The organism is Photobacterium sp. AWH4_225, assembly GCF_056158405.1.
In genome coordinates, this window is record NZ_JBSWTF010000004.1 from 366,730 (window position 1) to 391,209 (window position 24,480).

At 46.5% G+C, this 24,480-nt stretch carries 23 protein-coding genes; 13 read left to right on the plus strand and 10 right to left on the minus strand.

All coding sequences use genetic code 11. The features are described from left to right. Positions 1–4 precede the first annotated feature (4 nt). Positions 5–847: a phenylalanine 4-monooxygenase gene (gene phhA / locus ACXAD4_RS19095; RefSeq protein ID WP_475243423.1), complete on the minus strand. Its 843-nt coding sequence runs from the start codon at positions 845–847 to the stop codon at positions 5–7. A gap of 403 nt (positions 848–1,250) precedes the next feature. Between phhA and ACXAD4_RS19100 the strand changes: the two genes are divergently transcribed. The 4 genes from ACXAD4_RS19100 to ACXAD4_RS19115 all read left to right on the plus strand — a co-directional run bounded on the left by ACXAD4_RS19100 (position 1,251) and on the right by ACXAD4_RS19115 (position 6,269). Then, entirely contained in the window at positions 1,251–2,390 is a 1,140-nt protein-coding gene (locus ACXAD4_RS19100) for a homogentisate 1,2-dioxygenase (RefSeq protein WP_475243424.1), read from the plus strand. An 82-nt stretch (positions 2,391–2,472) separates the two neighbouring features. Further along, positions 2,473–3,504, plus strand: coding sequence for a fumarylacetoacetate hydrolase family protein (locus tag ACXAD4_RS19105; RefSeq protein WP_475243426.1), 1,032 nt, complete (start codon positions 2,473–2,475; stop codon positions 3,502–3,504). A 55-nt stretch (positions 3,505–3,559) separates the two neighbouring features. After that, the gene (maiA, locus tag ACXAD4_RS19110; RefSeq protein ID WP_475243427.1) at positions 3,560–4,207 is read left to right on the plus strand and encodes a maleylacetoacetate isomerase; all 648 of its coding nucleotides are present in this window, start codon (positions 3,560–3,562) and stop codon (positions 4,205–4,207) included. Between the two features lie 49 nt (positions 4,208–4,256). Next, the gene (locus tag ACXAD4_RS19115; RefSeq protein WP_475245590.1) at positions 4,257–6,269 is read left to right on the plus strand and encodes an acetoacetate--CoA ligase; all 2,013 of its coding nucleotides are present in this window, start codon (positions 4,257–4,259) and stop codon (positions 6,267–6,269) included. A 25-nt stretch (positions 6,270–6,294) separates the two neighbouring features. Here the strand turns inward: ACXAD4_RS19115 and ACXAD4_RS19120 are convergent, their stop codons facing one another. Together ACXAD4_RS19120 and ACXAD4_RS19125 are read right to left on the minus strand one after the other, a co-directional pair. Then, the gene (locus ACXAD4_RS19120) at positions 6,295–6,537 is read right to left on the minus strand and encodes a hypothetical protein (RefSeq protein WP_475243428.1); all 243 of its coding nucleotides are present in this window, start codon (positions 6,535–6,537) and stop codon (positions 6,295–6,297) included. Between the two features lie 143 nt (positions 6,538–6,680). Beyond that, positions 6,681–7,709 (minus strand): S66 family peptidase, encoded by a 1,029-nt coding sequence (locus ACXAD4_RS19125; RefSeq protein WP_475243429.1) that lies wholly within the window; start codon positions 7,707–7,709, stop codon positions 6,681–6,683. Positions 7,710–8,080: 371 nt separating this feature from the next. Here ACXAD4_RS19125 and ACXAD4_RS19130 point away from each other — a divergent pair, with 371 nt between their 5' ends. The 3 genes from ACXAD4_RS19130 to ACXAD4_RS19140 all read left to right on the plus strand — a co-directional run bounded on the left by ACXAD4_RS19130 (position 8,081) and on the right by ACXAD4_RS19140 (position 11,289). Continuing rightward, on the plus strand, positions 8,081–9,070 hold the full coding sequence (locus tag ACXAD4_RS19130) for an ABC transporter substrate-binding protein (protein WP_475243431.1): 990 nt from the start codon (positions 8,081–8,083) through the stop codon (positions 9,068–9,070). Positions 9,071–9,152: 82 nt separating this feature from the next. Continuing rightward, positions 9,153–10,052, plus strand: coding sequence for an ABC transporter permease (locus tag ACXAD4_RS19135; protein WP_475243432.1), 900 nt, complete (start codon positions 9,153–9,155; stop codon positions 10,050–10,052). After that, positions 10,045–11,289, plus strand: a complete 1,245-nt coding sequence (locus tag ACXAD4_RS19140) for a quaternary amine ABC transporter ATP-binding protein (protein WP_475243433.1) — start codon at positions 10,045–10,047, stop codon at positions 11,287–11,289. The genes ACXAD4_RS19135 and ACXAD4_RS19140 overlap by 8 nt, the downstream gene beginning before the upstream one ends. A gap of 114 nt (positions 11,290–11,403) precedes the next feature. On the opposite strand, the gene ACXAD4_RS19145 is transcribed toward ACXAD4_RS19140, so the two are convergent. Continuing rightward, entirely contained in the window at positions 11,404–11,778 is a 375-nt protein-coding gene (locus tag ACXAD4_RS19145) for a hypothetical protein (protein ID WP_475243434.1), read from the minus strand. Positions 11,779–11,916: 138 nt separating this feature from the next. After that, positions 11,917–12,891, minus strand: coding sequence for a CobW family GTP-binding protein (locus tag ACXAD4_RS19150; protein WP_475243436.1), 975 nt, complete (start codon positions 12,889–12,891; stop codon positions 11,917–11,919). A gap of 262 nt (positions 12,892–13,153) precedes the next feature. Between ACXAD4_RS19150 and ACXAD4_RS19155 the strand changes: the two genes are divergently transcribed. From ACXAD4_RS19155 to ACXAD4_RS19165, 3 genes are all read left to right on the plus strand, one after another. Then, a complete protein-coding gene (locus ACXAD4_RS19155; protein WP_475243437.1) occupies positions 13,154–14,536 on the plus strand; it encodes a TldD/PmbA family protein in 1,383 nt (460 codons plus the stop codon). Next, on the plus strand, positions 14,536–15,879 hold the full coding sequence (locus tag ACXAD4_RS19160) for a TldD/PmbA family protein (RefSeq protein WP_475243438.1): 1,344 nt from the start codon (positions 14,536–14,538) through the stop codon (positions 15,877–15,879). Before ACXAD4_RS19155 ends, ACXAD4_RS19160 begins: the two co-directional genes overlap by 1 nt. A gap of 475 nt (positions 15,880–16,354) precedes the next feature. Continuing rightward, a complete protein-coding gene (locus ACXAD4_RS19165; RefSeq protein ID WP_107296951.1) occupies positions 16,355–16,618 on the plus strand; it encodes an Lpp/OprI family alanine-zipper lipoprotein in 264 nt (87 codons plus the stop codon). Between the two features lie 66 nt (positions 16,619–16,684). Here the strand turns inward: ACXAD4_RS19165 and ACXAD4_RS19170 are convergent, their stop codons facing one another. After that, positions 16,685–16,933: a hypothetical protein gene (locus ACXAD4_RS19170; protein ID WP_475243439.1), complete on the minus strand. Its 249-nt coding sequence runs from the start codon at positions 16,931–16,933 to the stop codon at positions 16,685–16,687. Positions 16,934–17,015: 82 nt separating this feature from the next. Beyond that, a complete protein-coding gene (locus ACXAD4_RS19175) occupies positions 17,016–17,471 on the minus strand; it encodes an acyl-CoA thioesterase (RefSeq protein WP_475243440.1) in 456 nt (151 codons plus the stop codon). Positions 17,472–17,837: 366 nt separating this feature from the next. Here ACXAD4_RS19175 and ACXAD4_RS19180 point away from each other — a divergent pair, with 366 nt between their 5' ends. Continuing rightward, positions 17,838–18,914 carry a Preprotein translocase subunit SecY gene (locus ACXAD4_RS19180; protein WP_475243441.1) on the plus strand — a complete coding sequence of 359 codons (1,077 nt, stop codon included), beginning with the start codon at positions 17,838–17,840 and terminating at the stop codon, positions 18,912–18,914. A 97-nt stretch (positions 18,915–19,011) separates the two neighbouring features. Here ACXAD4_RS19180 and ACXAD4_RS19185 read toward each other — a convergent pair whose 3' ends face one another. Further along, positions 19,012–21,270 (minus strand): peptidase U32 family protein, encoded by a 2,259-nt coding sequence (locus ACXAD4_RS19185; RefSeq protein WP_475243442.1) that lies wholly within the window; start codon positions 21,268–21,270, stop codon positions 19,012–19,014. 91 nt (positions 21,271–21,361) lie between these two features. Continuing rightward, the gene (locus tag ACXAD4_RS19190; RefSeq protein WP_475243444.1) at positions 21,362–22,279 is read right to left on the minus strand and encodes a LysR substrate-binding domain-containing protein; all 918 of its coding nucleotides are present in this window, start codon (positions 22,277–22,279) and stop codon (positions 21,362–21,364) included. Positions 22,280–22,417: 138 nt separating this feature from the next. On the opposite strand from ACXAD4_RS19190, the gene ACXAD4_RS19195 reads away from it, so the two are divergent. After that, positions 22,418–23,290 (plus strand): DMT family transporter, encoded by an 873-nt coding sequence (locus tag ACXAD4_RS19195; protein WP_475243446.1) that lies wholly within the window; start codon positions 22,418–22,420, stop codon positions 23,288–23,290. Between the two features lie 3 nt (positions 23,291–23,293). Continuing rightward, positions 23,294–23,806, plus strand: coding sequence for a YgjV family protein (locus ACXAD4_RS19200; protein ID WP_475243448.1), 513 nt, complete (start codon positions 23,294–23,296; stop codon positions 23,804–23,806). Positions 23,807–23,850: 44 nt separating this feature from the next. Here ACXAD4_RS19200 and ACXAD4_RS19205 read toward each other — a convergent pair whose 3' ends face one another. Continuing rightward, positions 23,851–24,192, minus strand: coding sequence for a hypothetical protein (locus ACXAD4_RS19205; protein WP_475243449.1), 342 nt, complete (start codon positions 24,190–24,192; stop codon positions 23,851–23,853). Positions 24,193–24,480 lie beyond the last annotated feature (288 nt).

Genomic DNA, 24,480 nt, shown 5'->3' on the forward strand with positions numbered 1-24,480 from the left:
CCCCTTAACCCGCGTCCTTGATTTTTGTTTCGAATAGGGGCTGATGTAACCCCTGTTGTTGCGCTTTGACTACCATTGACATGATGTCTTGATGTGCCAATTCGTAAAGCTGGTTGATGTCGTCAAGAATGAAATAGAGTGGCTGCATGATATCAATCCGATAAGGTGTACGCATGATATCCACCGGATCAAATGGCCTATAAAGTGGCCTTCCTTTATCCGCTTTGTTTTCCGCAATAGAGTCACTGTTCATTTTCCCCGCCAGGGCATATTGTGTCTCGCCGGGTGAGGATAAAATACCACCGCCATAAATTCGCAAGCCCTCTGCTTGCCGCAGCAATCCAAATTCAACTGTAAACCAGTATAGCCTTGCTAAATATACTCTTTGCGAAGAATTGGCTTTAGCTCCCAATTTTCCGTAAGTATGAGTGAAAGCAGCAAAAGCGGGATTGGTCAGCATGGCACAGTGGCCAAATATCTCATGAAAGAAATCCGGCTCTTGCAAGTAGTCAAATTCCTCCCTAGAACGTAAAAATGTCGCGACAGGGAACTGCTGGTTGGCTAACAAGGCAAAAAAGCGGTCAAAATTGATCAAAGCTGGAACGGCTACACATTCCCAACCTGTGGTTGATTTCAATACCGCGTTAATTTCAGCCAGTTGAGGCGCACGATCCAATGGTAATTCCAATAAATCCAACCCATCAATATAGGCTTGGCAAGCACGCCCTTCTATACAGGCGAGCTGACGCTCAACCAAATCGTGCCAAACACGGTTTTCTGAACTGTCCCAATGAACAACCCCTTGCTCATCTGGCTTTTTAGAAATATATTTCGTTCCGCTACCCATAAATGACCTTCATCTTTGTTACTGCCTCACCCTGGCATCCGAATATTCCGCTTATTTCACGTTCGTTTCCTTTAGATTAGGTCGGGTAACGAAGACTCCGAAAGCTGTTCTCAGCAATGAAACCAGCCCGCAATGTAACATTTATTTTACACGCACCATTTTTGCATGTGGCACATCCATAGCGCCAGCCCATTGCATGGCCATAGCCATCAACTCATTGGAAAATATCGATAAACAGATGATTTAATTTGCAGTTATTGTAAATCATCACGGACAGACTTTTTGCTGTGTAGTTGTGGCCAATAATTGCCTTGCCCCGCTGAGTACGCCAGAGTTAAGTCATTGAGCTAACATTTTATTAACAGCGTCAATCTGGAATGACTGTGATCATGAGGGATATGCAATGCGGCAATGGTTTCAATTTCCTATCACCGAAGGAGACGCTTCGCGGCAAGCACACTGTGACTTACCTGAAGGTACTTTCGAGCGCGAATGTGGCAGAGAAGGTTTCTTTGGCCCTGCAAGTCACATGTACCACCGCCACCCTCCTACTGGGTGGATTGATTGGGATGGGCCACTTCGTCCCAGAGCAATAGACACCAACAAAATACCATCTGAAGGGCTATCGCCTTGGGATGCTTCGCTGATTTTGTTCAACAACAACCTAAAGATGAGGGTGTGGCATTGTGATAGAGCAATGGAAGCTCTAGCCCGTAATGGTGACGGCGATGAAGTGCTGTTCATCCACCAAGGAAGCGGCGAATTGTTCTGTGATTACGGCCATATGACATTTCGCGACGGTGACTATATTGTGCTGCCAAGAGCCACCAGCTGGCGCATTGAACCCAAAGAGCCAGTCTCAATGTTGCTCATAGAAGCGTCTAACAGTGCTTATCAAATGGCAGAGCGCGGCATTGTCGGCCAACATGCGGTCTATGATCCTGCGGTGCTGGAATATGCCCGAATAAACGATGCTTTCCTCAAGCAGCAAAATGATCACCAGCATTGGAAAGTACAGTTAAAAGCCCGTAACCAACTCAACACGATTACTTATCCATATAACCCGCTCGATGCACAAGGCTGGAAAGGTAACCTAACGGCATTCAAGCTGAACTGGCGTGACATCAGGCCATTGATGAGCCACCGCTACCACCTTCCCCCATCGGCACATACCACCTTTGTTGCTGATGGCTTTGTGATCTGTACTTTTGTCCCTCGCCCGATAGAAAGTGATCCCAATGCGTTGAAAGTACCCTTCTACCATAACAATGACGATTACGACGAAGTGCTGTTCTACCACCGGGGGAACTTCTTCAGCCGTGACAATATCGACGCCGGCATGATCACCCATCACCCTTGCGGATTTTCCCATGGCCCTCACCCTAAAGCGTTGGCTGCCAGTATGGCTTCTCCGAAGAAAGAAACGGATGAAGTCGCGGTGATGATAGATGCCCGCTGGCCACTCGAAGTCGCCCCTCTGCCTGATGGGGCCGAAAACAAAGAATATGTCTTTTCGTGGAAAGGGAAAAGTGAAGGGCAGTAACGCTGACTAACCCGCTCCAGTCTTCTCATTCAATTAAGAGTGGCTTAGGTCGAGACGGATTAAACAAATTAAGGAGACGAACGTGAAACTTGCATCACTTAACCATGGCCGAGACGGTCAGCTCATCGTGGTTTCCCGTGACCTGAAACAGGCTGTACACGCCCATGATATTGCCCCAACGCTGCAGTTTGCCCTAGATAACTGGCAGGAAGTCGAAGCTGATCTGCAGCACCTGTACCGCAACCTCAACGACGGTACCGCCCGGCATACTTTCCCCTTTAACCCGACACTGTGTAGCTCACCGCTGCCACGTGCCTATCAATGGGCTGATGGTAGCGCTTACGTCAACCATGTTGAGCTGGTACGCAAGGCCCGAGGTGCTGAAATGCCAGAAAGTTTCTGGACCGATCCTTTGATATACCAAGGTATGTCAGACGGTTTCCTTGGTCCCACAGAAGATATCAAAATCGCCGATGAGCAATGGGGCATCGACTTTGAGGGAGAAATTGCTGTCATTACCGATGATATCGACATGGGGATCCGCACCGAAGAGGTACATGGCCATATCAAGCTACTGATGCTGGTCAATGATGTCTCGCTTCGTAACTTGATCCCAAGTGAACTGGCCAAAGGGTTTGGCTTTTTCCAATCTAAACCTTCCTCGGCTTTCTCGCCTGTCGCAGTGACACCCGATGAGCTCGGTGATAGCTGGCACGATTACAAACTGCATCATCGCCTGACCGTCCACCTCAATGGAGAATTATTCGGCCAGCCTCATGCGAGCACAGACATGACATTTAACTTTGCCGAACTTGTTCAGCATGTGGCTAAAAGCCGAGCTGTCTGCGCCGGCACCATCATAGGCTCAGGTACCGTGTCCAATAAAGATCGCAGCAGCGGATCTTGTTGTTTGGCCGAAAAAAGAATGCTGGAAACCTTGGAGTACGGCAACCCGGAAACGCCATTTATGAAATTTGGCGATACGGTCAAGATTGAAATGTTCGACAACAATGGCGACTCCATCTTCGGGGCTATCGAACAAACCGTGGTTAAGTACGAACACCAGTACCATGATGAAGATTTAAACCACCATAACCCGCACCATCACCAATAATAATTAGAGTGTCAGGTGTTATAGACGGTAAATCAAAACTAAGGGATTTGGGAACGTGAAACTGTATGATTACTATCGCTCGTCGGCGTCATACCGGGTGAGAATTGCGCTAAACCTCAAAGGCTTGAGCTACGAGCAAGTAGCGATATCGTTACTGGATAAAGAGCAAAACAGTGCCACCTATTCGGCACTTAACCCGAATCAATTGGTACCGGGGTTTTCTCGTGGAGATACAAGCGAAAGCGGCAATGAAGATACAGCGGTACTAGGCCAATCGCTCGCCATTATCGAATATCTTGACGAGTGTTATCCCGAACCCGCATTGCTGCCCAGCGATCCCTGGCACAAGGCCCAGTGCCGGGAAATTGCCCTTATTATCGCCTGCGACATTCACCCGCTCAATAATCTTCGAGTCCTCAACTATTTGAACAGCGAACTCGGTGTTAATCAAAATGAGAAGATGATTTGGTATCACCATTGGCTTATGCAAGGTTTCCAGAGCCTAGAGAGCCTATCAAGTCGCTACAAAACACTATTTACTTGTACCGACATCCCATCCCTGGCTGATATCTGCTTAATTCCTCAGCTTTACAATGCTAAGCGCTTTGGTTTTGATACCTCGCATTACCCGAGATTACTTGAAATTGAACAAAAATGCTTAGCACTCCCCGCCTTCCAGCAAGCTCACCCAGATAGCCAGTAAGGAGGTCACTGTGAACGATAAAACGACAGAATACGCTGAATCTTCCAGTATGAGCTATCAGCAAGAGCAGCCAAAATTGCTGTGGATGCCGGAAAAGGATCGCATCCACGATAGCAAGCTTTATCAGTTCATGGTCGAGCTTAGTGAGAAAAAGAACACCCTCTATCATGACTACAACCAACTCCACCATTGGAGTGTCAATCACAGTGAAGAGTTTTGGAGTATGGTTTGGGACTTCTGCCAGGTAGAAGGCGCAAAAAAGCCACCCGTGACATTTTGTCCTGCTGATAGCAGCACACCGGCTAAAGACACCCAATGGTTTCCGCACGCCAAGCTCAATTACGCTGAAAATCTGTTGCGTAACTGGCGCACTCGTGCAGCGGCTGATGCCGTCATTTTTCACTGTGAGGGCGACCCTACGCAGCGGCAGCATTTAAGCTGGCAACAGCTTTACCGACAAACCTCTCAGGTCGCCAGCTTCCTCCATAACCACGGTGTCAAAAAAGGCGATGTTGTGGCGGGATACCTGCCCAATATACCCCAGACTGTTGTCGCGATGTTGGCCACCGCATCACTTGGTGCAATATGGACCTCAACCTCACCAGATTTCGGCGCCGACAGTGTTATCGAGCGATTTGGTCAAACCAAACCGAAAGTGATGATTTTCGCCCAAGGTTACCAATACAACGGCAAGCCTATTTCTTACCGCGATAAGGTAATGGCGGTCAGTGAGAGTATTCCCGAGCTTGAACACTTGATCGAAATACCAGCAGCCATACCTGTATCAGACCAATCCAGCAAGGTCACCATTCCTGATAGGATTCATCATCACTACTGGAGTGACATCCTCGACAGTACGGTACCCAGTGAACTTGGCTTTACCCCCGTTCCTTTCAATCATCCGCTCTATATCCTTTACTCATCGGGTACCACAGGTAAACCCAAGTGTATTGTCCATAGCGTGGGCGGTACCCTGCTCAACCATCTTAAAGAGCACCAGTTGCAAACGGACATTCGAGCCGGAGACAAGATCTTCTATTTCACCACCTGCGGTTGGATGATGTGGAACTGGTTGGTCTCGGGGCTTGCCTCAGGCGCGACGCTGATCCTCTATGACGGCTCCCCCTTCTATCCTGACGGTAATGTTCTGTGGCAACTCGCCGAGCAAGAAGAAGTCACCTTGTTTGGTACCTCAGCCAAATACCTCGAAGCATTGGAAAAACAAGGCTACCGACCTAAAGACAATACTAATCTAGCATCGCTCCGTACCCTTTGCTCAACAGGCTCAGTTCTCGCCCCCGAGCAGTTCGATTATGTCTATGAGTCTATTCACAGTGACATTCAGCTCGCCAGCATTTCGGGGGGCACCGATATTTGCGGTTGTTTTGCCATCGGTAACCCGCTTAGCCCTGTATATCGTGGCGAATGCCAAGGACTCGCACTAGGTATGGATGTACAGGTATTCAATCAGCAAGGCAAGTCGGTTTATCAACAACATGGTGAGCTGGTCTGCCTAAATAGCTTTCCTAACCAGCCTATTGGCTTCTGGAACGACCCTGATGGCAGCAAATACCACAGCGCCTACTGGAACCACTTTATCGGAGTCTGGCACCATGGCGACTATGTTAGCCTCTCCAGCACTGGTGGCATGGTGTTCTACGGCCGATCCGATGCTATCCTAAATCCCGGCGGTGTAAGGATCGGAACCGCAGAAATCTACCGTCAGGTAAACCGCTTAGATGAAATCAAAGACTCGTTGGTGATAGGTCAGAACCAAGGCGCGGATGTGCGAGTAGTATTGTTTGTTCAGCTCGTTGAGGGAGAGGTGCTGACTGAAGAGTTAAAAACCAACATCAAGCAGAAAATCCGCGAGCAGTGTTCACCCCGCCATGTCCCCGAGGTGATCCTAGCCGTGAGGGATGTCCCCCGCACCAAATCCGGCAAACTGGTAGAGCTGGCAGTTCGCAATATCGTCCATGATCAGCCGGTTAAAAATGTCGGGGCACTGGCAAACCCTGAGTCTTTGGAGGAATTTAAAGATAGGGATGAGCTAAAGACGTAACATCAATAACTGTTACTTGTTGGCGTTAACTCCCCCAAGTGGCCTGAACCATTGCAGCCAGCGATGTATTCGACGTATTGGCGATGGTGTCACGACAATACTGTAGGTTGCTACGCGTATTGCATGGATGGTTGTCTAACCACTCATAAATCAGCTCGGGTGTCGTAATGTCGTCCAGTGCTACACCACTGTCGAGTTGATCTTCAACCTTACTGAACTCATCGCGTAGTTCCTGCGCCAACTCAAAGCATTCCTGAATCGAATTCATTCAAACCTGTCCTTTGTACCTACCTTTGTTGAGTGTAGGGTACTGCCCTGATAATTAGAAATGTTTGCCGATTCAGGGTAAGCTTCCATGAACACAATTTTGTAGACAAGCTTAAATCCGATTTAGCTCAAGACAAATTCATATTATCCCAACCACGGTGAAGTAAGACTAAAGCTCTCATGGTCAAAATCTATTTCGCCTTGAACGCCAATAGGCGTTACCAACATAGGATGGGTATGGCAGCTATCGAAGCCATTTAAGATTGGAACAGCTTGTCCGTTAAGGACTTCCATTAAAACGTCTAGAGGTTGGCGACCTGTTCTTTTATCGTCAAACAGCTCATGCTTGCCGAGCACAATGGCGGAAATCTTGTCGAAAACACCACACAGTTTTAAGTGGCAAAACACACGCTCGACGGTTTCTATCCCTTTTAGGCTGTCTTCTATTAGCAAGATATCTCCTTGCTGGATCTCAGGCATATATGGGCTTCCCCATATCCCCGCCATGGTATTTAAATTCCCACCCACAACTCGGCCTTTGACCACCCCTTTACCGATAAACTGCCAGTTATTAACCAAAATCGGTTTGGCTTCACTTTGGCTTTCCCAGTCAATTTTTACGTCTGTCCACACCTTAGGCATTGAGTAAGAGTAAGGGAGATTTTGCTGTTCAACTGCTTTTTCACTTAGCCTGTCACACAACAGTGCTTCAAAAGAAGAAAATGTCTCCTCGACCAATGGAGGGAATTCGCCAAACGATGCCACTAGTGCGGGGCCATAAAAAGTCACCAGGCCTGTCTGGGCATAAATCCCCAGCAGCAAAGCTGTGACATCCGAGTAACCGATAATGATTTTCGGATCTTGCCGTAGCGCTTCGTAATCAATATAAGGCAGCAAGGCATTACTGTTATTGCCACCGATGGTGGAAATAATACAGCGGACTTCTGGATCACGGATTAACGCATTTAGCTCTTCCGCTCGTGCTTGGATACTCCCCGAACGGTAATAGTCAGACTTCCCGGTTAGCTGCCCCGCTTTCAGCTTAAAGCCTTTATGCTGTAAAAAAGCTTTTGCCCTCTCAAATCGCTTCGGTGCAAAACACGTTGCGGGTGAGGACGGAGAGAAAAAGCCTATGGTGTCACCGCTCTGTAGCGGTTGGGGTAATAGTGTCATCCTTGATCTACTCTTTATCTGCACTAAATTACTTACACCATCTTACGCAAATTACATTCATATTTTCCCATTACTTAACAGACACTTAGACCCTCATCACAAAGTTTGCTTCTATCCAACGTTATCTAAAACACATTTCTGAAACAAAAATTTCATTAGAGCACGAAACATATTAAAATCAGCAAAACAAATTCCAGCCATAAAAATGAGATCTACATCTTACATGAGTAGCCTTAAATCCTTATGTTACAGATAAAAAAGCAAAACTTAGTCACATTTGTTCACAAATCATATACAATCTTATTGAGCAACTCATTTGAACACTAATAATTGTGTTGGGTGAACCTAAAATTTGAGGAAGGATACTCGATATGAAATATAAAACCCCATTACTGCTTGCCATAGGCGCATTGGCAATGAATGCCAATGCCAGCGAATGTGGGAAAGTCACTATTGCTGACATGAACTGGAGCTCTGCAAGCCTTATCGCCAACATTGACCGCTTTATCTTGGAGCACGGCTATGAGTGTGACGCCGAGCTCATCCCGGGCGACACCATGCCAACCGGCACATCCATGATTGAAAAAGGCCAACCTGATGTTGCCCCTGAACTGTGGAGCAACAGTCTAAAAGATGCCTTGGATAAAGGCGTAGAAGAAAAGCGTCTGCGCTACGCGGGTAAAGCCCTTGTCGACGGTGGTGAAGAAGGTTTTTGGGTACCTTCTTACTTAGTTGAGAAATACCCAGAAATGAAAACCATCGAGGGTATTGAAAAGCACGCCAAACTGTTCGAGCACCCAGAAGATCCTGATAAATCAGCTTTCTACAGCTGTCCAGCTGGTTGGAACTGTCAAATCAGTGCTGGTAACCTTTTCAAGGCCATGAAGCTTGATGAATCCGGCTTTGTGATTATTGACCCAGGTTCAGCGGCGGGTTTATCCGGCTCGATTGCAAAAGCTTATGAGCGCCAAGAGCCCTGGTTTGGCTACTACTGGGCACCGACTGCCGTACTGGGGAAATACAACATGGTCAAAGTCGACTTCGGCAGTGGCATTGACGAAGAGGAGTTCGTCAAATGTACCACCAATGCCGAATGTGATTCCCCCAAAACAACTATGTACCCACCATCACCAGTCCATACCGTCACCACTGAAAAGTTTGCTGCTAGTGCCCCAGAGGCTTATCAGTACTTTACCAAACGTGGTTTCACCAATGCTGACATGAACCAGATTCTGGCATGGATGGAAGATAACCAAGCAGATGGTGAAGAGGCAATGTTCTACTTTCTCGAAGAATATCCTCAAATCTGGCAACAATGGGTGCCACAAGATGTCGCGAAAAAAGTGCAGGACGCACTATAAGCCACATCTACAATTTCAGGTATAGGATTACCTTGTAGTACGCCAGAGCCCTTAGGGGCTCTGGTATGAAAAGGAATTAAACATGTCAGAGTCTAATTGGCTTAGTGAATTTCCGGAGATGGATCGTTCCGATCTCCGTGCTATCCGCAAATCTCTTGATGGCGCTTATCGCGACTTTTCTCGCGAATACGGTGACCTCATTGAATCTTTCTTCGATCCCCTACTTTCTTTCTTGGTCTGGTTTGAAAAGCTCCTTATTTCCACACCATGGGTTATTGTTCTTGGCGTCTGTACCACGTTAATTTACGCAGCTAGCCGCTCTTGGAAGCTTTCCCTAGGCTGCTTTGTTTCTCTCATTCTCATCGGTTATTTTGGAATGTGGGAAGATACTATGCGGACCCTTAGCATCATCACGGTATGTACCCTGCTCGCGATTCTAATGGGTATCCCCATCGGCATCGCTATGGCCCGCTCTAACCGGGTACAAGCAACAGTGACACCCTTGCTAGATGTCATGCAGACCATGCCAGCCTTTGTCTACCTAATCCCGGTTGTCATGTTGTTGGGCATTGGGAAAATCCCAGGGCTAATTGCCGTTGTGATCTATGCCATTCCGCCAGTGATCCGCTTAACCAATTTGGGGATCCGTCTTGTCGATAAGGAAGTGTTGGAAGCAGCAACTGCTTTTGGGGCTAACAAGAAACAACGCTTACTGGGCGTCCAGCTGCCTTTAGCCATGCCCACTATCATGGCCGGCATTAATCAAACCATCATGATGGCGCTGTCTATGGTCGTTATTGCTTCCATGATTGGCGTTAAAGGATTGGGCCAACCTGTACTTAAGTCGATAACCAATCAATACTTTACACTGGGGTTACTAAATGGCTTAGCCATTGTTGCCCTGGCAATTTTGTTTGATCGCGCATCTCAGGCTTATGCCAAACGTACTCAGGCCCACTTAGGAGACCTTACCCATGACTGAGCCATTAATTGAAGTAAGCGGTCTGTACAAGATCTTCGGCCCCAAACCGGCATCGGTCATTGACAGGGTAAAGAGTGGCGAAAGCAAAGATAAAGTACTTAATGACACCGGCCATACCGTTGGCCTCAAAGACATCAACCTGAAGATCAACAAAGGGGAAATCTTTGTCATTATGGGCCTTTCCGGCTCAGGAAAGTCTACCTTGATCCGTCATTTCAACCGTTTGATCGACCCAACATTGGGGCAGATTTTGGTTGAAGGTATCGATGTGATGAAACTATCTGCTGATGAACTGGTTAACTTCCGCAGGCACAAGATGTCGATGGTCTTCCAGCGCTTTGGTCTGTTACCTCACCGTACCGTTGTCGATAATGTTGCCTATGGCCTTGAGATCCAAGGTATAAAAAAAACCGAGCGACTAGCGAAAGCAACTGAGTGGCTGGAAACCGTTGGCCTTAAGGGATACGAAAACCAATACCCTGCGCAGCTTTCAGGCGGACAGCAGCAGCGCGTAGGCCTAGCTCGAGCCCTTAGCACCGACGCGGAGATATTATTGATGGACGAGGCATTTTCAGCCCTTGACCCCTTAATCCGTAGCGAGATGCAAGACCAACTGATTGAACTCCAGGAAAAGCTGCATAAAACCATTATCTTTATTACCCACGATTTGGATGAAGCCCTACGGTTAGGCGATCGTATCGCGATTCTTAAAGATGGCGAACTAGTACAACAGGGGTCACCAGATCAAATACTGCTTCACCCTGCCGATGAGTACGTCGAAGCCTTCGTCAAGGATGTCAATCGAGCCCGTGCATTGACTGTCGAAACCGTCATGCAGCCACCGGCTTATCGCATAACAGCGAAGACGATTGAAGAAGCCTTAGTTGAGATGAAGCGGATCAAACAAGATTACGCCTATAACGTCACTGAAGAAGGTTATCAGGGTGTGGTGACCAAAGAGAGTTTGCTCGATGCGGCCAAAACGGATGCTACACAGGATCTTCAAGATGACATCTATGAGGAAGTCCCTGTTATCTCGCCAGACTCCGTGATTGAAGAAGTGCTCCCCGACACCATGTCATGCGATTACTCTCTGCCGGTCGTAGACGAAGATGGTAATTTGCAAGGTGAGTTGGAGCGTAGTGCAGTTGCAGAAATCTTTACTGACGTCAGCGAGGCTAAGCCATCCACAAAGGAAGATCTCAGCATCCACCCCGTGATGGATAAAGCTTCATAGCAAAATTCGAATACCACGACCTATCGGCTTATAATACCAGTCGTCTCACAATATAAAAAACCGCCCACACCTTAAAAGTGTGGGCGGTTTTAATTTCTAAGCTCAATGGAAGAATTAAGCGCTCTCTTTCATTGCCGAGATAACCGAAGGGTCATTCAGCAGATTAAACAGCATGCTTTTGGCTGATGCACGCTGAGCATCCGAAAGCACCTTCTTCGGGTTCTCTCGAGCCATAGTCAGGATATTCTTAATGAACTTGCTGTTAGTACCTGAAAGCTCGTACACATAACGTAAGGTATCAAGCAGCTCGCCTTGTGGCAGGCTGTAAACCGCCATTTCACAGCTCAGGCCATCCATCGCTAGGAAATTGTTCACCACTTCCCTGCGCTCAGCGTTGAACTTCTCTTTGGCAATATGGCCATCAATCAAAGCCTGCACTCGATCAGCGATTGCGACAGGCACTTCCATTGTTCTTGTTTCTTGAGTCATTTTGTTCTTCTCCTGCTCTAGCTGAAGATTAGTGTTTATAGTAAGCCAATACGATTAGGTAAGCTAAACCCTCTGCTCAGGCTATGTAGCTAAGGATTACTCCTGACAACTTTAGACTACTCGCCTTCAAATGAAGGATTATAAATCTGAGATCCCCAGCAGTACTTGCTCGAGTTCATCCCATGGCATAAGTTGGCTATCGATAACTTCGAGGCGGCTTTCAAAACCTTCCAGCGTCACTTGGTTTACCGAAACAACACCATTATTCACATTAAATGCGTGGCAGCCTTTATTGGTATTGATCACCCCTTTCACACGCTCAGCGGTCAAACTGCAGAACATCGAAAAAAGCGGGTCAAAATCAAAAGTGACTTCGGCACCGAATATCCAGCCGCAGCTGTAATATCCCTGCCCTTTGTTTTCCTTACGGATAAACGTCTCATTTGGCGGCAGCTGAAACTGCGGCTCCATCTCAGCATGTTCATGATGATGCGCTTCAATTTCGCTAGCTTCGTCTTGCTGCTCTCGTTCGGTATCAAGCATCTCAAGTGGAAACTCACCCTGCTTAACTAACAGGCTGGCCAATTTCTTGGGTTGCTGCGTCGCGACCCAGTGCTCGAAGATCCCGACATCAACCTCGTCGCATTCGTCGAGTTTGTTACCTATTACAATCTCTGCCACATCGAGCTGATCGTTGAAGTTTTGGTTTTCCGTATACTTTTTATCAGAGAGGTTACGAGGGTCAACCAAAGCAACAGTGGCTTTTAAATCGATGTAATCTTTGAACTGGTTCGAGGTCAAGACCGAAATAATCTTGTGAGGATGACCGAGCCCGGTTGGTTCGATAAGCAATCGATCGGGGTTTTGGCGCAACAAGGCGGTGATCCCAACAGACGTAGGCACACCGGCAGTGCAGCACATACAGCCACCCGGCACTTCTTTGATCATCGCACCGGAGTCAGTAAGAATGGCACCATCAATACCGATTTCACCAAACTCATTGACCAGCACAGCCCATTTTTCATCGGCAGGCTTATTCTTCAGTAAGTTGAGAATCGTCGTGGTTTTTCCTACTCCAAGGAAACCGGTGATGACATTCGTTGGTATTCGCATAATGAGTGATTTTTCCGTAAATGTTGACGGGAAATTTACATGAAATACGCCCCGGCCTCAAATCATTGTGGCTGTCTTGTGGCGTTGAGGCTTTTGATTTATTTTAGTTTATTACCCAAGATTAAAGTATTGGGTGAAATGTCACCCTTTTTGAGCATTTGCCTCTTATAAAACCCGTAAATCAAAGCCATTAATGGCAATTCTGCTCACAATTTGTTTACATAACGTTTTTCGTGAGATTGCTAACACGCAAGGAGCATCTATGCTAAACCCTGCAACAGCGCAAGCAGTGATCGACCATGCCCTCTTCCTTGGCGCCGATTTTGCCGAACTGTTCGTTGAACACCACCAATCCAGCTCAGTCGAGCTTCTGTCCGGTGATATCGACAAAGTAAACTCCGGTATCGATTTCGGTATTGGTGTTCGCCTATTCTTCGGCCACAAGGTGCTTTATGGTTACACCAACAGCACCGACGAGGAAGAGCTAAAGCGCGTCACCAGCTTACTTGCTGCCAAAGACAAGCGCGATCAAATCGCCAACGCGGGCGCATTAAATCTTAGCCGCTACCAGAGCAAACATGCTTGTCAGCAGCCGTTGAGCCAGAACCCTAACCTTGACGCAAAAATAGCCTTTCTCCGCCAGTGTGACACCGCTGCGCGAGATGAAGACGAGAAAATCAATCAGTTCATTGGCCGTATCTTACAGCGTGAACAACAAGTTGAGATTTTCAACTCTACCGGCCTGCATATTGGCGATACCCGCCACTATACCCGCGTTGCAGCAACGGCTATCGCGCAAAATGGCAGTGAGCAATCAACCGGCTTTGAAGCGCCAGGCGCGCTAACCGGTTGGGAATTCAATAGCCAGCTAGATGCCAAAGAACTTGGCCACACTGTTGCCAAACAAGCAATGGTGAAACTCTTTGCCGAAAACTGCCCATCAGGTGAAATGCCGGTCATTATCGGTAATGGTTTTGGTGGCGTTATCTTCCACGAGGCATGTGGCCACCTACTCGAAACCACATCGGTTGCGAAAAAAGCTTCTGTTTTCCACGACAAAATGGGCGAAATGATCGCAAACCCTGTAGTCAGTGCAGTCGATGACGGCACCATGACCAATGAGTGGGGCTCAATCAATATCGATGACGAAGGGATGGAAACCCAACGCACCCAGCTTATCAAAGACGGTAAGCTAACCAGCTTTATGGTAGATCATATGGGCTCGCTGAAAACCGGCTTCACCCCGACAGGCTCTGGCCGTCGTGAATCCTACAAGTTTGCCCCGACCTCACGTATGCGTAACACCTTTATCGAGCCGGGCGACAGCTCTCTAGATGAGATGATTGCCAGTGTCGAGAAAGGCATTTACGCCAAGAAGATGGGCGGTGGTTCCGTGCAGCCTGGTACGGGTGAATTCAACTTTGCGGTACAAGAAGCTTACTTGGTCGAAAATGGCCAGATCACCAAGCCTCTAAAATCAGCAACGTTGATCAGTACGGGTCCGAAAGTACTCAAAGAGATCTCCATGATCGGGCGTGATTTTGCCCTAGCCGCAGGAATGTGTGGCTCTGTAAGCGGCTCGGTGCCTACTACCGTTGGCCAGCCAGCACTTAAAGTGGACAACATTCTTGTAGGGGGTAACTAATGGCCGATCAACAACAACTTCAACACGCAATTGATCAAGTTCTTGAGCGTGCCAAAGCTGCAGGTGCCGAAGCGGATGTTATTGCTAGCAGTAGCAATAACTTTTCTCTTAAAGCCAATGCTGGCGAGTTGGATGAATACAAGGTAACGTCAGGCCAAGTGATTGGCGTGCGTATTGTCAAAGATGAGCATATCGCCACCAGCTATTCGGAATCACTAGAGCCTACCAGCCTGGATATGATGGTTGAGCATGCTCTTGCCAACGCGACGTACACCAAAAAAGATCCTCACCAGACTATTGCCTGTGCAAACAGCCAGCTGACTACTGAGTATCCTGAGGTTTACCAATCAGATGCTGCGTCGGTCGATGACAAGATCTCTCTTGCCCTAGCCTTGGAAAAAGGTGTGGTTGAGAAACCCAACGCGACCTCTGCGCCATACAATGGGTTCGGCGAATCTGACAGCCAGGTCATCCTAGCCAATACCTTAGGCACCCGCTGCTACCACAAGGAACGTTCGACTTATTGCTATGCCTATACCCTTTTTGAAAAAGACGGCAAGCAATCGATGCATGGTGGCATGTCTACCGGTCGTCGTTTTGATGAGCTAGACCCTGAGTACTGCATCAACCATGGCTACGACATGGCAAAAGCTCTGTTGGATGGTGAGCCAATCAACACGGGTAACTACAGCGTAGTATTCGACCTAAACTGCCTGAGCAGTCTGTTTGGCGCATTTGGTATGTGCTTCTCGGGTCAGTCTGCTATGAAGGGCATCAACCCTTGGCGTGACTCCCTACATGCTAACGTTGCCAGCCCATTACTGACCATTTCGGATATAGCCTATATCGAGGGTGGCTCTGCCATCAAAGCCTTTGATAGTGAGGGCTTTGCAACTTGCGATACTATCCTGATTGGTGAAGGACAGCTGCAGAGCTTGCTGCACAACAGCCACACTGCCAGCTTCTTCGGTATCGAGAATACTGCAAATGGCTCTCGCTCAGCGAAAGGCGGTTTAGGCGTATCTGCTCGCCATACAGTTATCGCAACAGGACAAAGCAGCGAAGCTGAACTAACTGGCGGCGAATACCTAGAGCTGATCGAGCTTCAAGGTGTTCACTCCGGTGCCGATGCTGTCAGCGGTGACTTCTCATTTGGCGCGAGTGGCTTCTTGTGTCGTGATGGTAAACGTATCCAGCCTGTACGCGGTATTACAGTGGCAGGTAATTTTTACCAGATGATCAAAGAAATTGATGCTGTTGGTGATACGCTCACTCACGACCACGGTAAAAACTTCTTTGCTCCACTTATTCGCTTTAGCAAGCTGAGCATTGCAGGTAAATAAGCTGGGTGTGAATAATCCCGTTTAATGATTTGGCTACCAGCAGATATATCCTACTGGTAGCCTTAATAACAGTCTTGTAATTAACTAACCAAGCTTTCGCCCATAGTAAAATATTCTTTTCTCCAACCTTCTATCAAAGTAAAACACCAGCTCACTTGTGTGATTTAAATCACGCTTTTGTTTGTCTTTACTTTCCTCTGACTTTAGCTACCAAAAAACAAGCAGTTGCTGATTTTCCCATAACAATTGCTTTCACAAATTCTGTTTTAATAGCGCTCATACTGAAAAGCATGAATAAAACTGTTTAAAACATAAAAACAACGTACAAAAAGGTGTTCAAATTTACCAAAAAAGCTAAAAGATGAAGTTACTGACACATTTTTTATCTATTTTATTGTTAAATAGAATAACTTTATGTAATGCTAATTCAGTGTTTGTAGCAGTAGTAAATATCAACCAATTGTGGAGAATTACAATGAAACGTTCTATGACTCTAGTCGCTGGCCTAATTCTAAGTGCTACTCTTATGGGCTGTTCAAGCAGCGAAGAAGCAGAGCAGCTAAGCCAACTAACAAATAAAGTTGATGCGCTATCTGATCAAGTTGCAGGTCTACAAAGCCAACAAGATCAAATGGCAGGTGCAGTTAACGATACACGCGCTGCATCTGATGCTGCATACCAGGAAGCAATGCGTGCAAATCAGCGTATCGACAACATCGCTGATTCTTACACCAAATAATAAAAAAGTGGCGCAATCCTATTGCGCCACTTTTCTCTGAAGAATTATACCCAAGTTACCTCACAGTCACCCAATTGCTCTATCTGGGTCGACCAGACCATAAGTGTTGATACTCGCCTCTCCTAATTCCGACTCCAGATAATTCCTCACAACATCGATTGACTCAGCTTCCCACATGCACTGGCACAACTTATGTCGCTCAACAACCATTGTGGTATGAAGTCGCATACCTGAAGGTGGATGGGTCAGCACTCCACTTGCTCGTTGCCAAAACAATTCGGGATCGGTGATCTCATGTTGGATAACAATAAACATTCCCTACTCCTTGTTTTAACAATGCCCACGATACAATTATAGCTGGATTAGTGTGCTTGTGATGTATCAATTATAAGGAGAATCAATCAGTTGTAGCAACAATTTCTCCAAGTTCCGGTTGCATGGAAACAATCTTTTCAAGTAATGACGGGCTCAGGCTAGCTCGTTTTTGTGATTTAAAATTAAACATCACCACCTTTGCCGACCCTGTTGTTGTCACGGCTCCCTGCTGCTTGCTGACAATTTTGTATTCCATTACAAAGCTATCTTCAGCAAGTTCGGATACCCGACTTCCGACCAATAGTTTATCAGGGTATGTCACAGGCCTACGGTATCGACTTGAGGTTTCACTTAGCACAGGTCCCGTCTGTGTCACCTGCATGTCTTCCATCAAACCAATATCAGCAAAATAATCCAGTCTGGCTGTTTCAAAATAGCGGAAGTACACCACGTTATTAACATGGTTTAATGCATCCATCTCCCCCCAGGCGACAGGGATTTCAGTGATGACGGGATAACCTTCAAGTAAGTTAGACATATGCAGTTCCTTGCATCAAAAATGTAAAAGTACAGCTAAACGACAACCTATTCCTGTAAACACCTAATTTAAACAAGCGTTCGACTATTAACCTATACAGCAGATAACAAGTTTGCAACAATTCTTTCTATATCTTGTCGGTTAGATCCTTTTCTCATATTCCCCAAAGGGATGATGAACATCTTTTCTACAGTTATGAAAGCAGCGTGTAAAAAAACAACGTAAAAACGGCAAAGGCCTTAATTTATAAGGGATAGAAGTCTATTTTACGTTATCCTAGGCCACCTTTTTTCTACCTGACGATGAACAGTACGTTTTTCGGCAGGTAACTGTCGGCGCTTGCGCCCGTTACATGTATCAACAATTATGCTTTACGATAACAACATTCCAGTCCGTTACCCCAAAGGGGCCTTTGCTATGGGGACGGTATATAGCTTTACCGGTGCCTCCATTCTTGCATCTATCATTTTCTCACTGCTGCTGTTTCTTTCCATCGACGAAGATCCTGTCATGCAGATCTTGTTTGGCGGCTTGGCTGTCATTTTCGAATTAGGTAAGTTCTTTGCTTGGTACGAGTTTGGCGAACGCCGTGCGAGACGCAACTATGCTGGTGCCGCTTCGGCCTTTGCTTTCTATACTGTCCTCGCTGCCATTTCAATTGGTGGTTCAGTAGGCGGTATCAACAGTGCCACTAACCAAGCCCAGAGTCATGTGAATGTGCAGCAAAGCAGGGTCAACAACTACGACATGCAAATTGCCGCGATTGAAAGACAAATTGAACTGAACAACTCAGCGGCTGAGAAATACATTGAGATGGAGCGCATCGCAACGGGTGTTGCACGAATACAGCGCGAGAATGATGAGCTTCGTGAGCAACAACTAAAACTTGCCGCCGAACGAGACAGCTTACCGGTTGTCAATCAAGGCTCGGTCATTGGCCTTATTGACAGCTTAGCTCAATCACTAAAGATCCAAACAGAAACCGCCCAGCTCAGCTTGGTGATTTTCCTCTCTGTATTGCTTGATTTCTTCGCTGCTTTTTTTGTTGGCTTAATTGGTGAAGAGCTTCGCTTCAGAAACCAATTCCGCCGTGTCGGCCCTATTACTATCAACACCTATGCGGACAACGAAATCAAGCAGCCTGAATTGCTGACTAATCAGCAACAAGAATCAACTGAAGACAACGTTGAAGCGGAAACCGAAGTCAAAGAGCCTGTAGCGCCTACTGAACCGGAAAAACCAAAGTCACTGTACGAACAAGCCATCGAAGCCTTGAGTACCAATCAGGTCAACTGCACCAAGCGGGCCGTAACTAAATACCTCAAGACCAGTAGTGACGAGGTTGACGACATCTTCAGCCGTTTTATGGAAGAAGGTATTGTCAGCAAGAAACCAAACAACCACTACCAATGGCATGGTGTTTCTGAGGCCGCCGAGGCTTAAGTTGTTTACTTGCTAGCGAAGACGTAAATAAAAGCCCGACTTTATATTGATAAAGTCGGGCTTTTTTCATGCTTTTGCGAGTAAGGGAATGATTGTCTTACAAGCCTTTTTTGTATTGCGCCATCGTCGTTGGGGCAAGCTTGGCATGAAGTGCTGTCGGCGCAACATCACCATTGAGCTGCTCTCGGAAAGCTTCAAGCAATTCAGGTTTTTCCAACGCCATCTGGGTATGAGTTTTAATATCACGCAGATCCACCATATAGCCATCAAATAGGCCTGAGTGATCCCGAAGTACATCCAAGTTCAGGTAATTCTCTTGGCTGTATAAGGCGTTATGGGCACCGCGCTGTTTATCCACTACATAAGAAGCATGCTTGAGGCTGAGGATAGACGCCGACTTATCACATTTACGCAGACACTTGTCATCGAACCGCTTCTTCTTACAGCCTACAGTTTGGTGGAACAGGCACTGTCGGCTGGTCAACAAGGTGATTGGGTGGTAAATGCTGTAGTACAGCTCGAAGTTATCCGGCTTGACCAGTGGCTTGATCTGCTTCTTGTTGATCTCGTTAGAGACAAACGCCCCCACACAGTTAAACTCCTCTTTCAAGCAAGTCAGACTGTAAGAGTTGATAATGTTCATCTGTGGACCGGCAACCCAATCAATGCCCAGCTGATAAGCAGCGTATCCCACCCCACTATTGTTAGTAACAATACGGCTTGGTTTCACCTGCTCAAGGAAACTGACAGCCGCCTCGTAGTTATCCTCAATTAAGATAGCCGGGAACCAAGGCACTAATTGGTTATTGTCTTTAAATAGCGCAACCATCCTCGATAAGTCACTCGCCAACGCTTCTGGCAGCTGGAAGTAGACGGTTGTATTAGGCTGCCCCGACAATGATAAATCGCTTTGCGATGAAATCAGTGTGTAAAGGTGAGGTTCTTGGCCTACTTCATGGTCAAGAGCGTTATTATTGTTCTGTTGAGGTTTATCCAACTCAACTGGTGCAACAAGCGGTTTGTTTCCATTGAGGACAACTGCCACTTGCTCTTTAATTACGGTTTGCTCTTTGTAAGGAATGTACAGACCGCTTTCTAATGCGCTCAGGTCAATCTCATTGATCTGGTAATCTGCATTGGCAAAGCTGTTGACCCACTTGGATACCCCTTCCTCATCGAGGGTGTATTTGCCTGACGCCACCAAATTTGACTCGGACTGCAGCTCTACCAAACCTTGATGTGTGCGAAGCTCGACCTTCAGTGGCTGACCTTCAACCGCAATCACTTTGATATCAAGGTGTAGCTTCTCAACACACAAGTCTTTAGTGACGCGTTCTACTTCCTGAATAATGTCTGTTTTGGTGTCATAGAGCTTTTTCTTCACCGCCTTGAGATCATCCATGCTAGTGCAGCTATAGACATTCGAGAAGTGGGTAGCAGCATGATCCCTTGGGTTATCAATAAACATGTTTTTATTGATATCGCCTGTCAAGAATGCATTGGAAAAATCACGGTTAAATACCGTGTAAAGCCGGCTGGTGTCCGTCAGCATCTCTCCCTTACTGCAGTAGCTATCGATTTGCTTGCGCCAGGAATCTACCACCGTATAGACATAGTGGGACTTCTTGATCCGCCCTTCGACTTTCAAGGAATACACCCCCGCGTCAGCCAGAGCCGCCATATCAGAATAGGCTGAGTTATCCTTCAGGTTCAGTGGGTAATCTTTACCAACGTCAGTTGTTTGGTACTGTTCACGACAAGGCTGGCTACAACGCCCCCGGTTACCTGAACTACCATTTCTCACCGAGCTGATATAGCAAAGACCAGAGAAGCCGATACAGTAAGAGCCATGAACAAAGACTTCCATCAGAACGTCATGCTGATGACCAAACTGAGCCAGGTGCTTGATCTCTTGTATATTCAGCTCACGTGATAGGTTCACACGCGAAGCCGTCAATTGCTTGAGAAAAAGGATCTGCCCTTCATTGTGGGTATTAAGCTGCGTTGAAGCGTGCACATCCAAAGTAGGGAAATGCGTCTTCAATATAGAGAAAAGACCGATGTCCTGAACAATAACCCCATCAATATCGGTATTAACCAGTTTATTCAGCAATCGGACCAATGCCGGCACTTCGCTTTCAAGGATGATGACATTGAGCGTCAGGAAGATCTTGCATTGGTGCTGATGAGCAAGTCGAACCACACCACTGAGGTTTTCGAAAGTAAGGTTGGTCGCCCGGTTACGCGCATTAAAGTTATCCAGTCCGCAATACACTGCATCAGCGCCTGCGATAATAGCAGCTTTTATTGATTCTAAATCGCCGCCCGGTGCTAACAGCTCAAATTGGTCACTCATTTCGACATTACCCTTTTGCCAATACCCAATGCAAAAGGGCGGTATTCTACGTGGTACGAGCTGTAAATTCCATCAATACAATTAAGGTTATTTATCGGCGCAAGCTGTCGCCATCATGTTCGAAACATTGCAGCTTGAGCCATTGACCGAGTGTTTTAATTTCAAATTGCTTCGCTCGCGATTGCTTATAAACAAAATAGAGGTTATCGCCAGTTGGCAACTCATGCATCGGTATACGGACTAGGTTCTGTTGGTGGTCATGATCATTGAGGAAATAATCATTCAAAAACGCAATACCCTGATGATACTTCACCGCTTCAGCGGCAAGCACCATATGACTGAAATGGCTGACCTTTGCATTATCAGGCAATTCAAATCCCCCTCGCCGGCACCATGTCTGCCAATCTTTAGCCTGATGACCATCTTTGAAGATAGAGTGCACCGACAGCAATGGGTGCTCCCATAGAGCCTCTGGCAAAGGTTTGTCCTGGATTTGTTGCCACAGTTTTTGGCTGCAAAACGGGTACAGCAACTCTTTATACAAAAAATCACTGACATAGTTTTTCTTAGGGGGATGGGCCGTAATGAAGCAATCTGCCACCTGATCGGTAAACTCAGGCTCATCGGCAAACATCGCAAGTGATAAATCAATTTCAGGGTGTTGCTGGCGCAAATTTTCCAGCCTTGGCACCAACCATTTCACCGCCAGAGAACTATACATCGCGAGCCGTATCTTCCCGCTCTCCCCTTCGCGGATTTGCTGGCTGGCCTGCGCAATGTTCTGCAATGAATGGGAGATCTCTTCGTAATACTTCTCTCCCATTGGGGTCAAAGACAAGCGCCGGCCCTGCCGCACGAATAAGGTTTCACCCAAATATTCTTCCAACAGTCGCACCTGATGGCTAATCGCGCTTTGTGTCACATTCAGTGATTTTGCGGCAAGCGAAAAACTATTTAAGCGTGCAACAGATTCGAAACACTGAACAGCACGTAAAGGTGGTAGTTTCATTATTAGATTGGCTCATACTAAGTGAATATTTATCATTATATATGAAGGCTATTTATAGATTAAGCTTACCCAATCACAACTCTTCATTCTTTTTGTACGAACACGGAATGCGTGTCAGTCAATGACAGGAGCTTAGTCATGCCTTCAATATCTGTTGGAATGGCAATGAGTTTACTCATTGTCGGCAACCTTATTGCGGTTTTTTCTGATGCCTTAATTAAAACCTTGGGCGAAGATACAGCTGTTTTTCAATTTGTCTTTTTCAGGCAATTAACAGCTGTATTGATATTATTGCCCTTTTGTTATGGCGTCAGTAAAAAGAGCTTTACCGATGGACTGAAATGGCATGCCTTGCGAGCCCATATCTGGTTGCTTGGAGCAATCTTTATGGTATTCGCCATCAATGCTATGCCACTTGCTACAGCCAATGCCATCTTTTACGCGGCACCTCTAATGATGTTGCCACTCGCATTAGTGTTTTTTAAAGAACAACTCACTCGCTACTCCATTGCAGCAGGAGTGCTTGGATTTATTGGCGTATTGGTGATCATTCGGCCGACAGAAATTGATTGGGCGGCGATCGCAGCATTAATTGTTGCTTTGACGATTGCCAGCAATAATTTGCTGATTCGTAAATTACCCAAGCATCAAACCGTGGCTCAAACCTTATTGTTAACCAACCTTGCTGGTATTCCTGCTTCACTGGGGTTGGCGTTATGGGAAGGGCGAGAGTGGGATTGGACACCACTGATCACTGCAGCTGGTTCGAGTAGCTTCATCTTAATCTATGCCGCTATCTGTGTTATTGCCTATCGCTCTGCAGAGAGCAATAAGATTGCCAGCGCCGAATACAGCGGCCTACTCGGCGCTGTAGGAGTTGGCTTAGTCTGGTTTGGAGAAACCCCTGATATTGCCATGATCCTTGGCACCGCCATGATTGTGCTGCCACTTATCTGGCTGGCTCGAATCGAGAAGAAGAAGGCCACAACGAATACTGAACTTTCGGAATAACCTATGTCAGCGTTTTTACTATCACAAATACTAATGGGTATCGCAGTCTGCTTTGATCTTGTTTCATTCCAGTTCAAGGAAAAGAATAACATCATCAAATGTTTTATCTGCGCGGTTACCCTGATCGGTATCCATTTTGCTTTATTGGAGCAATGGACAGGCGCTGGCCTAATGGCGCTGGGAGCTGTGCGCTATTTTACAAGTCTGTATACAACGTCCAAGAAGATGGCATTGTTATTCTGCATCAGCACGCTGGTCATCACCTTTTTTACCTATGCAGGGCTTGCGAGCATTATCAGCTGCATAGCAGCATTAATCCAAACTGTCGCGACCTTTAGCAACAACGATAAACGGCTTCGTCAGCTAATGATTATGGGTACCAGCTTGTGGCTAACCCATAACATCATTATTGGTTCACCTACCGCCGTGCTTCTAGAGGCAGTATTCCTCTCCAGTAACCTCATTGGCTACTATCGCTACTACCTAAAGCCAGCGAAAACCGCCGAGCAGATGTAAAAAAGGGCCTTCCGGCCCTTTTTAACGTAAATCTCTGATTGTAGTTAGGCCGTCGCCTTGTCCGCTCTTTCCTTCACCTTTTCCAGGATGGCAGAGATCGGAACAATTGGGCCCATCATATTAACCCTCAGTGCATCACTGCCCGATGCATAATGCAGCTCAGATGAGTCATAAGAGGAATAGTTATACTTATAGTTAAACTTTCCCGTTGCGATATGTAACAAATCGAACTCTTTTCGATGGCAAGAGATATAAGCACGCCAGTACATCGCATCCACAATTTCTGACGGCTGCTCTGCGCGAATGATAAATCGCCAGCTCCCATCCTCGCCGTAGAAATCCAAAGGAAAAGTATTTTTTGTTTTTCTTTTGCTAAACAAAGTCAATTAATCCACTTAACCAGCCTATCAAATGAATTATGCAAGGATTGCAGCAGAATGGAAGTGATTACCGATCAAAACCGTCAAATTTGACATAACTGTACAATTTTCGACGCATTTAATTTAACCACATTCATCATTTCGCCTAATCTGCGAGCGTTCATTTAAAGCATCGATAAACGCCTTACTTAAAGCAATGGTTAAAAGTCCACGACTCTAAGCGCTTACAAAAGGGTTACTCTATCAATACACAAACGCAAATCATTACTATTGATAATAATAAACAGCTCTGAC

Bases quoted from the DNA above. Each gene is read 5' to 3' on its own strand.
- phhA (WP_475243423.1), bottom strand. From the start codon at position 847: ATGGGTAGCGGAACGAAATATATTTCTAAAAAGCCAGATGAGCAAGGG.
- ACXAD4_RS19100 (WP_475243424.1), top strand. From the start codon at position 1,251: ATGCGGCAATGGTTTCAATTTCCTATCACCGAAGGAGACGCTTCGCGG.
- ACXAD4_RS19115 (WP_475245590.1), top strand. From the start codon at position 4,257: ATGAGCTATCAGCAAGAGCAGCCAAAATTGCTGTGGATGCCGGAAAAG.
- ACXAD4_RS19120 (WP_475243428.1), bottom strand. From the start codon at position 6,537: ATGAATTCGATTCAGGAATGCTTTGAGTTGGCGCAGGAACTACGCGAT.
- ACXAD4_RS19125 (WP_475243429.1), bottom strand. From the start codon at position 7,709: ATGACACTATTACCCCAACCGCTACAGAGCGGTGACACCATAGGCTTT.
- ACXAD4_RS19130 (WP_475243431.1), top strand. From the start codon at position 8,081: ATGAAATATAAAACCCCATTACTGCTTGCCATAGGCGCATTGGCAATG.
- ACXAD4_RS19135 (WP_475243432.1), top strand. From the start codon at position 9,153: ATGTCAGAGTCTAATTGGCTTAGTGAATTTCCGGAGATGGATCGTTCC.
- ACXAD4_RS19140 (WP_475243433.1), top strand. From the start codon at position 10,045: ATGACTGAGCCATTAATTGAAGTAAGCGGTCTGTACAAGATCTTCGGC.
- ACXAD4_RS19145 (WP_475243434.1), bottom strand. From the start codon at position 11,778: ATGACTCAAGAAACAAGAACAATGGAAGTGCCTGTCGCAATCGCTGAT.
- ACXAD4_RS19150 (WP_475243436.1), bottom strand. From the start codon at position 12,891: ATGCGAATACCAACGAATGTCATCACCGGTTTCCTTGGAGTAGGAAAA.
- ACXAD4_RS19155 (WP_475243437.1), top strand. From the start codon at position 13,154: ATGCTAAACCCTGCAACAGCGCAAGCAGTGATCGACCATGCCCTCTTC.
- ACXAD4_RS19160 (WP_475243438.1), top strand. From the start codon at position 14,536: ATGGCCGATCAACAACAACTTCAACACGCAATTGATCAAGTTCTTGAG.
- ACXAD4_RS19165 (WP_107296951.1), top strand. From the start codon at position 16,355: ATGAAACGTTCTATGACTCTAGTCGCTGGCCTAATTCTAAGTGCTACT.
- ACXAD4_RS19170 (WP_475243439.1), bottom strand. From the start codon at position 16,933: ATGTTTATTGTTATCCAACATGAGATCACCGATCCCGAATTGTTTTGG.
- ACXAD4_RS19175 (WP_475243440.1), bottom strand. From the start codon at position 17,471: ATGTCTAACTTACTTGAAGGTTATCCCGTCATCACTGAAATCCCTGTC.
- ACXAD4_RS19180 (WP_475243441.1), top strand. From the start codon at position 17,838: ATGCTTTACGATAACAACATTCCAGTCCGTTACCCCAAAGGGGCCTTT.
- ACXAD4_RS19185 (WP_475243442.1), bottom strand. From the start codon at position 21,270: ATGAGTGACCAATTTGAGCTGTTAGCACCGGGCGGCGATTTAGAATCA.
- ACXAD4_RS19190 (WP_475243444.1), bottom strand. From the start codon at position 22,279: ATGAAACTACCACCTTTACGTGCTGTTCAGTGTTTCGAATCTGTTGCA.
- ACXAD4_RS19195 (WP_475243446.1), top strand. From the start codon at position 22,418: ATGCCTTCAATATCTGTTGGAATGGCAATGAGTTTACTCATTGTCGGC.
- ACXAD4_RS19200 (WP_475243448.1), top strand. From the start codon at position 23,294: ATGTCAGCGTTTTTACTATCACAAATACTAATGGGTATCGCAGTCTGC.